Genomic DNA, 11,795 nt, shown 5'->3' with positions numbered 1-11,795 from the left:
CGTGCCCGCGGGAGCCTCCGTTCCTGTGAGAATCAGGACCATGGAAAGCAGCAGCACCACGGGCGGCAGCACACGCCGTGAGGCCACCCGGCAAAAGCTCTACGAGGCCGCCGTCACACTCATCGCCGAGCAGGGCTTCTCCGCCACCACCGTGGACGAGATCGCCGAACGGGCCGGGGTCGCGAAGGGGACGGTCTACTACAACTTCGCGAGCAAGTCGGTCCTCTTCGAGGAACTGCTGCGGCACGGCGTGGGCCTCCTCACCGCCTCCCTGAGAGAGGCTGCGGAGCGGACCGCGCGGGAGGGCGGCAGCCGGGTCGACGCCCTGGACGCCATGGTCCGCGCGGGCCTCGTCTTCATCGACCGCTACCCGGCCTTCACCCAGCTCTATGTGGCCGAGCTGTGGCGTACCAACCGAGCCTGGCAGTCGACGCTGATGGTGGTCAGGCAGCAGGCCGTCGCGGTCGTCGAGGGCGTGCTGCGAGAGGGCGTCGAGAACGGCGAGTTCAGCGACGAGATCGACGTCCAGCTGACGGCGGCCGCGCTGGTGGGGATGGTGCTGGTGGCGGCCCTGGACTGGAAGTCCTTCCAGCCCGAGCGCTCCCTCGACGACGTCCACTCGGCGCTGTCCCGGCTGCTGCAGGGACGGGTGAGCGGGAAGGGCTGAACCGGAGGTGCGAAGGCGCCGGCCCGCCGCCGGCCGCGTCCCCCGCGGGCCGCCGTCGGACCGGCGCCTTCCGTGCACACCCCCGTGCTTCCCCGTTCCCCCGTGTTCCCCCGGTTTCCCGTTGTTCCCCCGGGTCCCCTCTCCCCCGTGTCTCGCTTCCGCCGACGTGAATCGGCGGAAGGAGCGGTCAAGGGCGCCTGCGCCGTTCCGCCGCCCCGTGTCGGCGGTGCCGGGCCTCGCGCCCCCCTTCCGTGTCTCCACTCTCCCGTTCACGCAGGTCGCGGCCCATCCGCGCGCGTACTCAACTCGTTCTCTAGGTACGTGTACTCAGCCCTGCGCACGCGGGCCCAGGACGCCCGGCCGCCGACTGGCTACGATCGCGTCCGTGTCGGTACTCCCCTTGGTCTTCACCAGCGGCTGGGCCAGCGGAATCAACGCCTATGCGGTGGTTCTGCTGCTCGGCCTGTTCGGCGCGACGGGCCTGAGCGACGACGTCCCCGAGACGCTGCAGCGCCCCGAGGTGCTGATCGTCGCGGGCGTGCTGTTCCTGTGCGAGGCGGTCGCCGACAAGATCCCGTACGTCGACTCGGTGTGGGACTCCGTGCACACGGTGATCCGGCCGGTCGCGGGCGCCTGGGTCGGGGCGCTCCTCGCCGGGCACAGCGGCTCCCTGTCGGACGTGGCGGCCGGACTGGTCGGCGGTTCGACGGCGCTGGCCAGCCACGCCGTCAAGGCCGGGACCCGGATGGCGGTCAACACCTCCCCGGAGCCGTTCAGCAACATCGCGCTGAGCCTGGCCGAGGATCTCGGGGTCGCCGGGATCGTGACGTTCGCGGTGTTCCATCCGCTGCCGGCAGCGATCATCGCGGCGGTGCTGCTGGCCACCGGTCTGGTCGTGCTGGTGTTCCTGATCTCGCGGATCCGGCGGTTCTGGCGCCGCCGGGCCCAGCGCCGGGAGGAACGGCGGCTTGCCACGCAGGTGGGCGGGCCGCCGGGCTGACCGCCCGCCGCACCGCGTTGTCGGTGGCGGTCGATAAAGTCGCGGGCATGGGACGGATTGCGGTGATCGGCGCCGGGATGGGCGCCATGGCGGCGGCCGCCCGGCTGGCCGTGGCGGGCCACCGGGTGACGGTGTACGAGCGTACGGAGACGTACGGCGGCGAGGTGCGCCGCTTCGAGCGCGACGGGTTCGCCTTCGACACCGGGCCGGGGCTGCTGCCGTTGCCGGCCGTGTACCGCGATCTGTTCGTCAAGACCGGCAAGGAGCCGCTGGAGGACTGCGTCGAGCTGGTCCAGGTCGACCCCTCGGCCCGGCATGTCTTCGCGGACGGCACCGAGGTGTCGTTGCCGAACGCGTCCCGCGCGGGTGTCGTCACCGCCCTGGACGAGGCCCTCGGGGCCGGCGCCGGGCAACGCTGGGGCGACTTCCTGGTGCGGGCCCGGGAGGCCTGGGACCGCACCAGGCGCCCGCTCCTGGAGGAGCCGCTGTGGCCCAACTGGCAGGTGCTGGCCGAGCGCGAGCCGTATCCGTCGGTGCCGCACAAGAAGCTGCTGCGCACCCGCCGGGCGAGCACGCTCGCCGAGATCGGCGACTGGGAGCTGCGCGACGAACGGCTCGCGGCCCTGTTGAACAGCCACGCCCTCGCGTACGGCCTCGACCCCCGGGACGCCCCGGCGAGCGCGGCGGTGCTGCCGTATCTGGAGCACGCCTTCGGTATCTGGTATGTGCGCGGTGGCATACGGGAGTTGGCGCGCGCGGTGTACGAGCGGTGCGTGAAGCGGCGGGTGGAGTTCGTGTTCGGGGCGGAGGTCACCGGGATCCTGGCGAAGGACGGCCGGGCGGCGGGGGTGGAGCTCGCCGACGGCAAGGTTGTCGACGCGGACCATGTGGTGGCCGGCGTGGATCCGGCGCGACTCGACACCCTGACACAGCGGACGGGTTGGCAGCTGGACGCGGACGGTGACGTACGGGCCGACGCGGCAGTGGCGCGCCCGGGCCGGTTCAGCGTGCTGCTCGCGCTCCGGGGCGGCCGGGAGGCCGGTGCGGTGCACCGCACGGTCGTGCACGCGCCGGACGACCAGACCGAACTGGACCTGCTGGTCGCGCCCGGCGGCGACCGGCCGGTGCGTCCCACGGTGACCGTGCTGCGCCCCGACGACCCGGCGCTCGGACCGGACGAGAACCACGAGTCCGTGGTGCTGTCGGCGGTGCTGTCGACCGAGGCCGACTGGGAGCAGGAGAGTACGGCCCTCGCCTACACGGACTTCCTGCTCGAAGCCGCCGAGGCCGCCGTGCCGGGGCTGCGGGAGCGCCTGCTCTGGCACGAGACCCGGACACCCGAGCAGGTCACGGACAGCACCGGGTTCGGGGAGATCTCCGCTCCCGCCCTGGCCGCCGGTCAGGGCCGTTTCCTGCACCCGGCCAACACCACCCGGCTGCCGGGCCTGTACCGGGTCGGGAGCTGGTCACACCCGGGCGGCGGCCTGCCGCACGCCGGGATGTCGGGCGCGCTGGTGGCCGGACTGATCGTGGAGGGACCGGAGTTCCGCGGCTCCCAGTGAGCGGTGGGACCGGTTCAGAAACGGTACTGCTGCTCGTCGTAACCGTTGCCCTGGTGACCCTGGTGCTGCTGCTGGCCGTCACCCTGGTAGTACTGCTGCTCCTGCGGGAGTTCGCCGCCGTACGTCTCGTCCGCGCGCTGCTGCGGGACCCAGACACCGCCGGCCGGGGTCTCGCCGTAACCGCCGGTGCCGTACTGCTGCTGGGCGTAGCCCTGCTGGTCGTACTGCTGGGTGCCGTACGACTGGTCGTACCCGGCGCCGCCGTAGGTCTGGTTGCCGATGTACGGGTCGGAGTAATTGGCGTACTGCTGCTGGCCGCTCGCGTCATAGCCGTACTGCTGCTGGCCGTAGCCGGAGTAGTCGTAGGCGTAGTTCTGGTCGGTGCCCTGGGCGGCGTACGACTGGTCCTGGCCCGCGGTCGCGTAGGCGGCCTGCTGCTGGTCACCGGCGGCGGCGTAGCCGGAGTCGCGGTAGACGCCGTAGGAGCCGGTGTCGTCGGGCATCGGCTCCGGCTCGTACACCGTGGTGGACTCGGCCGCGGTCGGCTCCATGGTGCGGGCCGCCGGGGTGAAGACATCGTCGCGGTCGAAGTCGTCGCCGCCGTAGACGGGGGTGCTGCCCGTGGAGTAGGCGGCCTGCTGGCCGGCATAGGCGGCGTCCGCCGCGTCCGGGTCGGTGGCCTCCAGGCCCGGGTCCTCGTCCGGCTCACCACGGCGGCGCTTGATCAGGCTGCCGCCCTCGTCGTCCGCACCGGGGCGCTTGACCGCCCAGCCGGCCTCGAAGCCGCGGCGGAACGACAGCGTGACGTACGTCTGGCCGACCGCGAACGCGATCGCGCCCACGCCGATGACGATCACGGACGGGATCAGAACACCGAAGACGACCCCGAGGAAGCCGACGAAGGCGAGCAGGCGCCAGCGCAGCCGCGCCTTGTACTGCAGCAGTACCTCGCCGAGCAGCCACAGCGCGACGATGCCGAACGCTACGTAGAGGACCGTCCAGCCCATGTACGCCCCTCTCCCATGTGCCCGCTACGCAGTGTGTCGTACTCCGGTGCGGCCGGTCTAGGCCCGCGGGGGATGGTGCAGGCCCAGGTTCTCGTAGATTTCCAGCGTGGCCGTGGAGTTGTTGAGCGTGATGAAGTGCAGTCCGGGCACTCCCTCGGCCAGCAGCCGAGCGCAGAACTCCGTGGCGAACTCGATACCGATGGAGCGTACCGCCGTCGGATCGTCTTTCGCTGTGAGGATCCGCTCTTTCAGGGCGTCCGGGAAGGCAGCGTTGCTGAGTTTGGGCAGCCGTTCCAGCATCTTCACACTGGTGACCGGAAGAATTTCCGGGATGACCGGAGTCTCGCAGCCGGCCGTGGCGACCGAGTCGCGAAGGCGAAGGTAGGACTCGGGCTGGAAGAACATCTGGGTGATGGCGTAGTCGGCGCCCGCGCGGCACTTGTCGACGAAGTGCCGGACGTCGGTGTCCCAGTCGCCGGAGCGCGGGTGCATCTCCGGGAACGCGGCGACGCCCACGCAGAAGTCCCCCGACTCCTTGATGAGCCGGACGAGTTCGGCCGCGTAGGTCAGGCCCTCCGGGTGCGCCACCCAGTCGCCCATCGGGTCGCCGGGCGGGTCGCCGCGCACCGCGAGCATGTTGCGGATCCCGGCGTCCGCGTACTGGCCGATGATGTTGCGCAGCTCGGCCAGGGAGTGGTCGACCGCGGTGAGGTGGGCGACCGGGGTGAGCGTGGTGTCGGCGACGATCTGCTCGGTCTCCTTGACCGTGCCCGCGCGGGTGGAGCCGCCGGCGCCGTAGGTCACGGAGACGAAGTCGGGAGCGACCGCCTCGACCCGCCGGAGCGCGCTCCACAGGTTCCGCTCACCCTTGGGGGTCTTCGGCGCCGAGAACTCGAACGAGTACGTGGTCTTGCCGGTGGCGAGCATGTCACGCACGGTGCGCGCGCGATCAGTCCTGGTGGATGCGGTTCCTAGGGCCATACCCGCAGGTTAGTCAGGGGTGGACGGTCACCCAACCACACTCGGGAAAATTGCCCGAATTGTCGACCTCGTGTCCGGATACTGGACAAGTTTCCGGACAGTCGGGGCGAACAGCCGGGGTGAACAGAGCGTCACGCCGACCGCAGTCGCTTCGCGAACTCGGCCGCTGCGGCGCCCGGATCGTCGGCCGCGGTGAGCGCACGGACGACGACCGCCCGGCGGGCGCCCGCGTCCAGCACCTGGTCGAGGTTGCCGAGGTCGATGCCGCCGATGGCGAACCAGGGGCGGTCGGTGCCGAGGGCGGCGGTGTACCGCACCAGGTCCAGGCCGGGGGCGGGGCGGCCGGGCTTGGTGGGGGTGGGCCAGCAGGGGCCGGTGCAGAAGTAGTCCACGCCGTCCTGGACGGCGGCCGCCGCGGCCTCGGACTCGGCGTGCGTGGAGCGGCCGATCAGGACGTCGGGGCCGAGGATCGCGCGGGCGGCCGGTACCGGGAGGTCGCCCTGGCCGAGGTGGAGCACGTCGGCGGCGGCCGCGTGGGCCACGTCCGCGCGGTCGTTGACCGCGAGCAGCTTGCCGTGCCGGGCGCAGGCGTCGGCGAACACCGCGAGGTGCTCCAGCTCCTCGGCGGCCTCCATGCCCTTGTCGCGCAGCTGCACGATGTCGACACCGCCCGCCAGGACCGCGTCCAGGAACTCGGCGAGGTCGCCCTGCTCCTTGCGGGCGTCCGTGCAGAGGTAGAGACGGGCGTCGGCGAGCTGGGCGCGGGCGGTGTCGGACATCGGTGTGTTCCCCCGTTGTGTCGGTGCGGGTTTCCTCAGACGGCGAGCGCCTGGGCGCGGCGCTTCACCTCCGTGCCGCGATTCTCGCTGAGCGCCTGGGCGGGGGTGCCGGGCAGGGTCTCGTCGGGAGTGAAGAGCCACTCCAGCATCTCTTCGTCCGTGAAGCCGTCGTCCCGCAGGAGCGTCAGGGTGCCGGCCAGGCCCTTGACGACCTTGTCCCCGTCGATGAAGGCGGCGGGTACGTGCAGCGCGCGGTTCTCGCCACGGCGTACGGCGATGAGCTGGCCCTCCTTGACCAGCTGCCGCACGCGGGTCACCTCGACGTCGAGCATCTCTGCGATGTCGGGGAGGTTGAGCCAGGCGGGGACGAGAGCATCGATGTTTGCGTCAATCTCGGTCACGGGATCCAGGGTAGGCGCTCTGCCGGTTCGACCGCGATGGGTGGTCGTCCTGGTGCGGCGTCCCATGGCATCGGCGCCGCGCGCTGTCAGGCCTGGCGGGCGTGGGACGCGAGGCGGTCGGCGAGCGCGACGACGAGGTCGCGCAGTTCCTCGGGCCGTTCGATGACGAACGGCCGGTCGAGTGAGGCGAGCACCCCGGGCAGCCAGTCGAGCCGCTCCGCCCTCAGCTCGACGCGCAGCCAGCGCTCGGTCGCCCCGTCCTGGTCCGCCGCCGGCGTGAGCTCCTCCAGGATCGCGACGCCGGCGGGAAGGCGGGCGCGGATCTGCCCGGCCGTCCCGTGGATCCGCAAGGTCACCTCGTGCCGGTACTCGGCCGTGGCGAACCCCGACAGCACCCGCTGTGCCGGATCGGTGTCCTCGGGCGCTTCGAACGAGCCGGACAGGGTCCTCGCGTCCGCGATGCGATCGAGCCGGAAGGTCCGGTCCTCACCGATCCCGGCGTCCTTGCCCGTGACGTACCACCGGCCCGCGTGGGCGACGATCCCGTACGCGTGCAGCGTGCGTTCGGTGCGCCGTCCGTCGCGGTCGGTGTAGCGGATCGAGACCGGCCGGCGGTGGCGCACCGCGTCGGCGACGGTGAGCAGGACCTCGGCGTCCGGGGTGTCGGACTCACCGGGCCGATCCGTGAAGGCGAGAGTGTCCAGGAGTGTGTCGAGCCGACGGGCGATGTGCCTGGGCAGCACCCGCCGGATCTTCGCCGACGCCGTCTCGCTCGCCGTGCGCTGCGTCGTCGTCAGCCCTGCCCGGCGGCCGGCGACCAGGCCGAGCAGCACGGCCAGCGCCTCGTCGTCGCTGAACATGAGCGGCGGCAGGCGGTACCCGGGGGCGAGCCGGTACCCGCCGTAGCGGCCGCGCACCGATTCCACGGGCACGTCGAGGTCGATCAGCTGGTCCACATACCGCCGCACGGTGCGCCCCTGGACGCCGAGCCGGTCGGCGAGTTCGGCCACCGTCCGGGTGCCGCCCGACTGCAGCAGTTCCAGGAGTGTCAGCACGCGGCCGGTGGGTCGAGGCATGTGCGCAGCCTAATGCGAATACCGGACCGATTCTGTCCACTATTTTCCCTAGCCTGCGGCGTGCACGCCTTCAGCACAGCCAAGGAGATTCCCATGGACTTCGTCTCGATCCGCATCATCACCGGCGACGTGGCACGTCTCGTCGAGTTCTACGAGCGAGCCACGGGGGCAGCGGCGACGTGGGCCACCGAGGACTTCGCCGAACTCAGGACCGCGGGCGCCACCCTCGCGATCGCCGGCACCCGCACCGTCCCGCTGTTCGCCCCGGACTCCGCCCGCCCGGCGGCCAACCACAGCGTGATCACCGAGTTCCTCGTCGACGACGTGGACCGCGTCCACCGGAACCTGACCGGCTTCGTCACCGACTTCGTCACCGAGCCCACCACGATGCCCTGGGGCAACCGGTCACTGCTGTTCCGCGACCCCGACGGCAACCTCGTCAACTTCTTCACCCCCGTCACCCCGGCGGCCATCGAGAAGTTCGCACGCTGACGCCACGCACAGCCGCTCACACGGCGGCTCACGCAGCTCACGCAGCTCATGCGGCTCACGCGCCTCACGTGGTGAAAGCATCGCGGCGGCGGCCGACCGCCCGTCGGCCGGACCGCCGGGAGCGGCTACGGCTCCGCGGTGGCGCCTTTCAGGGGGCGGGCGGGATCGGCCAGTGCCTCCGGGTCCATGTGGCGCCCCGCCTCGATCAGCCGGCGGCCTTGCGCCAGGTCGCGCGGGCGGCCCACCGCCAGCAGGGCGACCAGGCGGCCCTCGCGAAGCCAGCACACCGTCCACGCGGGGCCGGCGGGGTCGCCGCGCCAGACCGTGCGGTCGGCCACGGCATGGTGGCCGGCGTACTGGACGAAGCGACCGAACTGCTCCGACCAGAAGTACGGCACCGGGTCGTAGACCGCGTCCGACTCGCCGAGGATGTTGGCGGCCACCGTGCGCGGGCCCTGGAGGGCGTTGTCCCAGTGGTGGACCAGCAGGCGCTCCCCGTAGCGGCCTGACGGGAAGGAGGCGCAGTCGCCGACCGCGTAGACGTCCGGGACGCCGGTGCGCAGGCGGTCGTCGGCGACCACCTCGCCGTGAGCGCCCAGTTCGATGCCGGAGCCGGTCAGCCAGGCGGTGGCGGGGCGGGCGCCGATGCCGACCACGACGGCGCCCGCGGGCACCCGTGAGCCGTCGTCGAGGACCACCGCGCCGGGCTCGACACGCGTCACGCGCGCGTGCGTGCGCAGTTCGGCGCCGCTGTCGGCGTACCAGGCGGTCATCGGTGCGGCGACCTCGGCCGGGAGCACTCCCGCGAGCGGGCGGTCGGCGGCCTCCACGACGGTCACCGCGCAGCCGGCCTCGCGGGCGGCGGTGGTGAACTCGGCGCCGATCCAGCCCGCGCCGACCACCACGATGTCGTGCTGCCGGGCGAGTACCGGCCGCAGCCGGTCGGCGTCGTCGAGGGTGCGCAGCAGATGGACGCCGGGCACGCCCTCGGTGCCGGGCAGCGTGATCGGCTCGGCACCGGTGGCGAGGACCAGGACGTCGTACGGCACCGGTCCGGCCTCGGTGTCGAGTTCGTGGTCGGCGGGGCGCACGGCCAGCGCCTCACGGCCGAGCGCCAGCTCGATGCCGAGCGCGTCGAAGTCGACCTCGAATGCGGAGCCCTCCGCCTTGCCGAGCAGCACGGCCTTGGAGAGCGGTGGCCGGTCGTACGGCTGGTGGGGTTCGGCGCCGATCAGGGTGACGGTGCCGGTGAACCCCTGCTCGCGCAGGGCGACGGCGGTCTGCACCCCGGCCATGCCCGCACCCACGACGACCACGCGCCGCGCCTGTGACGTGCCCCGTTGCTGCGTCTGCTCGTTCACTCGATCACCATGGACAAGAACGATAGACAACTGACGAAGAGTCAGTCAGGGGGCGTGCCGGGTGACCTGTTGCACAGCGCCCGCAGAGGCCGTCTTACAAGGGCGGAGCGGTGCGGGCTAGGGTGGCGTACAAGCACACGCGGGAGCCCGGACGCACCGGGCTGAGAGGGAGGCTGGCGGCCTCCGACCGTACGAACCTGATCCGGGTCATGCCGGCGAAGGGAGGGGCTGGACGCCCATGTCCTCACGTACGTCCGACGTCCTCGTCATCGGGGGCGGCATCATCGGCCTGGTCACGGCCTGGCGAGCGGCTCAGCGCGGGCTCTCGACCACCGTGGTCGACCCCGGGCCCGGCGGCGGAGCCGCACAGGTCGCGGCCGGGATGCTGGCCGCGGTCACCGAACTGCACTACGGCGAGCAGACCCTGCTGGGGCTCAACCTGGCCTCCGCCCGCCGCTATCCCGAGTTCGCCGCCGAGCTCACCGAGCTCACCGGCCACGACCTCGGCTACCGGCGCTGCGGCACCCTCGCGGTCGCCCTCGACGCCGACGACCGCTCCCATCTGCGCGAGCTGCACGCCCTGCAGCAGCAGTCGGGGCTGGAGTCCGAGTGGCTGTCCGGGCGGGAGTGCCGGCGCCTGGAGCCGATGCTCGCGCCGGGTGTGCGCGGCGGGCTGCGGGTGGACGGCGACCACCAGATCGACCCGCGTCGGCTGGCGGCGGCGCTGGTCGCCGCGTGCGAGCGGGCCGGGGTGGTGTTCCACCGCGACTGGGCGGAGCGGCTGACGGTGGTGCGGGAGCGGGCCGCCGGTGTCGTCACCCGCGCGGGCGATGCGCTGGACGCGGACCAGGTGGTGCTGGCCGCCGGGAGCCGGAGCGGGCAGCTCGCGGGCGTGCCCGCCGACGTGCTGCCGCCGGTGCGGCCCGTGAAGGGGCAGGTGCTGCGGCTGACCGTGCCCGCGCGGTACGCGCCGTTCCTGAGCCGGACCGTGCGGGCCGTGGTGCGCGGCGGCAACGTCTACCTGGTGCCCCGGGAGAACGGCGAGCTGGTCGTGGGCGCGACCAGCGAGGAGCTCGGCTGGGACACGACGGTCACGGCGGGCGGCGTCTACGAGCTGCTCCGCGACGCGCACGAACTGGTTCCCGGGATCACCGAGCTCCCGCTGACCGAGACCCGGGCCGGGCTGCGCCCCGGCTCCCCCGACAACGCGCCGCTGCTCGGGCCGACCCGCCTCGACGGGCTGCTGCTGGCCACCGGGCACTACCGCAACGGGGTGCTGCTCACGCCGGTCACGGGGGACGTGATGGCGGAGCTGCTGGCCGGTGGCGAGCTGCCGGCTCTGGCCCGTCCGTTCACGCCGAGGCGATTCGGCGCCGTACTCGTGGAGCAGACCGCATGAACATCTCCGTCACCGTCACCATCTCCGTCAACGGGGAGCGCCGGGAGATCGCCCCGGGCACCGCTCTCGACACGCTCGTACGGTCCCTCACGGCAGCGCCCTCCGGGGTGGCCGCGGCGGTCAACGAGACCGTCGTACCGCGCGGGGAGTGGCCCGGCACGGCGCTCGCCGAGGGTGACCGCGTGGAAGTTCTCACCGCCGTGCAGGGGGGCTGAGCCATGGCCGACGATCCGTTCGTCCTCGGGGGTACGACTTTCTCCTCCCGGTTGATCATGGGGACCGGGGGTGCGCCGAGCCTGGAGGTGCTGGAGCGGGCGCTCGTCGCGTCCGGGACCGAGCTGACGACGGTCGCGATGCGGCGGGTGGACCCGGGGGTACGGGGTTCCGTGCTGTCGGTCCTGGAGCGGCTGGGTATCCGGGTGCTGCCGAACACGGCGGGGTGCTTCACCGCGGGGGAAGCGGTACTGACGGCCCGGCTGGCGCGGGAGGCGCTGGGGACTTCGCTGGTCAAGCTGGAGGTCATCGCCGACGAGCGGACGCTGCTGCCGGACCCGGTCGAGCTGCTGGACGCGGCGGAGACGCTGGTCGACGACGGGTTCACGGTGCTGCCGTACACGAACGACGACCCCGTGCTGGCGCGGAAGCTGGAGGACGTCGGCTGTGCGGCGGTGATGCCGCTGGGGTCGCCGATCGGGTCGGGGCTCGGGATCCGCAACCCGCACAACTTCCAGCTGATCGTGGAGCACGCGCGCGTGCCGGTGATTCTGGACGCGGGGGCCGGTACGGCGTCGGATGCGGCGCTGGCGATGGAGCTGGGGTGCGCGGGGGTGATGCTGGCGTCGGCGGTGACGCGGGCGCAGGATCCCGAGCGGATGGCTCACGCCATGCGGGCCGGGGTGGAGGCGGGGCGGTTGGCCCGGCTGGCCGGGCGCATTCCCCGCCGGCACTTCGCGGAGGCGTCGTCTCCTGCGGAGGGCCTGGCCGTGCTGGACCCGGAGCGCCCCGCGTTCTGACCCCCGGCCCGGTCCCGCCCCGCCCTCCCACCCACGCACCACCCGAAACCGTCCACC

Annotated in this window: 13 protein-coding genes and 1 riboswitch; of the genes, 7 read left to right on the top strand and 6 right to left on the bottom strand. The window is 72.5% G+C overall.

Going from position 1 to position 11,795, the window contains the following annotated elements:
• Positions 1–40: 40 nt before the first annotated feature.
• The 3 genes from ACIRR9_RS09450 to ACIRR9_RS09440 all read left to right on the top strand — a co-directional run bounded on the left by ACIRR9_RS09450 (position 41) and on the right by ACIRR9_RS09440 (position 3,229).
• Complete coding sequence (locus ACIRR9_RS09450; RefSeq protein WP_123977876.1) at positions 41–667, top strand: TetR/AcrR family transcriptional regulator; 627 nt, start codon at positions 41–43, stop codon at positions 665–667.
• Positions 668–1,052: 385 nt separating this feature from the next.
• On the top strand, positions 1,053–1,667 hold the full coding sequence (locus tag ACIRR9_RS09445) for a DUF4126 domain-containing protein (RefSeq protein ID WP_123977875.1): 615 nt from the start codon (positions 1,053–1,055) through the stop codon (positions 1,665–1,667).
• A gap of 47 nt (positions 1,668–1,714) precedes the next feature.
• Positions 1,715–3,229, top strand: coding sequence for a phytoene desaturase family protein (locus ACIRR9_RS09440; RefSeq protein ID WP_403749303.1), 1,515 nt, complete (start codon positions 1,715–1,717; stop codon positions 3,227–3,229).
• 14 nt (positions 3,230–3,243) lie between these two features.
• Here ACIRR9_RS09440 and ACIRR9_RS09435 read toward each other — a convergent pair whose 3' ends face one another.
• From ACIRR9_RS09435 to ACIRR9_RS09415, 5 genes are all read right to left on the bottom strand, one after another.
• Positions 3,244–4,236: a hypothetical protein gene (locus ACIRR9_RS09435; protein ID WP_403749301.1), complete on the bottom strand. Its 993-nt coding sequence runs from the start codon at positions 4,234–4,236 to the stop codon at positions 3,244–3,246.
• A 57-nt stretch (positions 4,237–4,293) separates the two neighbouring features.
• On the bottom strand, positions 4,294–5,217 hold the full coding sequence (gene metF, locus ACIRR9_RS09430; protein ID WP_403749300.1) for a methylenetetrahydrofolate reductase [NAD(P)H]: 924 nt from the start codon (positions 5,215–5,217) through the stop codon (positions 4,294–4,296).
• A 131-nt stretch (positions 5,218–5,348) separates the two neighbouring features.
• Positions 5,349–5,996, bottom strand: a complete 648-nt coding sequence (gene thiE, locus ACIRR9_RS09425; protein WP_403749298.1) for a thiamine phosphate synthase — start codon at positions 5,994–5,996, stop codon at positions 5,349–5,351.
• A 35-nt stretch (positions 5,997–6,031) separates the two neighbouring features.
• Entirely contained in the window at positions 6,032–6,397 is a 366-nt protein-coding gene (locus ACIRR9_RS09420) for an Rv2175c family DNA-binding protein (protein ID WP_123977871.1), read from the bottom strand.
• A gap of 86 nt (positions 6,398–6,483) precedes the next feature.
• Positions 6,484–7,473 (bottom strand): YafY family protein, encoded by a 990-nt coding sequence (locus tag ACIRR9_RS09415; RefSeq protein WP_365336024.1) that lies wholly within the window; start codon positions 7,471–7,473, stop codon positions 6,484–6,486.
• Positions 7,474–7,566: 93 nt separating this feature from the next.
• Between ACIRR9_RS09415 and ACIRR9_RS09410 the strand changes: the two genes are divergently transcribed.
• Positions 7,567–7,965: a VOC family protein gene (locus ACIRR9_RS09410; RefSeq protein ID WP_365336025.1), complete on the top strand. Its 399-nt coding sequence runs from the start codon at positions 7,567–7,569 to the stop codon at positions 7,963–7,965.
• A 125-nt stretch (positions 7,966–8,090) separates the two neighbouring features.
• Here the strand turns inward: ACIRR9_RS09410 and ACIRR9_RS09405 are convergent, their stop codons facing one another.
• Positions 8,091–9,326, bottom strand: a complete 1,236-nt coding sequence (locus tag ACIRR9_RS09405) for an NAD(P)/FAD-dependent oxidoreductase (RefSeq protein WP_403749296.1) — start codon at positions 9,324–9,326, stop codon at positions 8,091–8,093.
• Positions 9,327–9,455: 129 nt separating this feature from the next.
• A riboswitch (TPP riboswitch) is annotated at positions 9,456–9,567 on the top strand.
• On the opposite strand from ACIRR9_RS09405, the gene thiO reads away from it, so the two are divergent.
• The 3 genes from thiO (at position 9,565) to ACIRR9_RS09390 (ending at position 11,738) form a co-directional block, all read left to right on the top strand.
• Positions 9,565–10,725, top strand: coding sequence for a glycine oxidase ThiO (gene thiO / locus ACIRR9_RS09400; RefSeq protein ID WP_403749293.1), 1,161 nt, complete (start codon positions 9,565–9,567; stop codon positions 10,723–10,725). Its footprint overlaps the riboswitch before it by 3 nt.
• Positions 10,722–10,940 (top strand): sulfur carrier protein ThiS, encoded by a 219-nt coding sequence (gene thiS / locus ACIRR9_RS09395; protein WP_123977866.1) that lies wholly within the window; start codon positions 10,722–10,724, stop codon positions 10,938–10,940. The genes thiO and thiS overlap by 4 nt, the downstream gene beginning before the upstream one ends.
• A gap of 3 nt (positions 10,941–10,943) precedes the next feature.
• Positions 10,944–11,738: a thiazole synthase gene (locus ACIRR9_RS09390; protein ID WP_403749290.1), complete on the top strand. Its 795-nt coding sequence runs from the start codon at positions 10,944–10,946 to the stop codon at positions 11,736–11,738.
• Positions 11,739–11,795: the final 57 nt, after the last annotated feature.

Origin of the sequence: Streptomyces sp. NPDC101234 (assembly GCF_044767525.1) — a bacterium.
GTDB lineage: Bacteria > Actinomycetota > Actinomycetes > Streptomycetales > Streptomycetaceae > Streptomyces > Streptomyces sasae.
The sequence above is the reverse complement of the archived record's forward strand: the minus strand, read 5'-3'. Positions and strand labels throughout refer to the sequence as shown.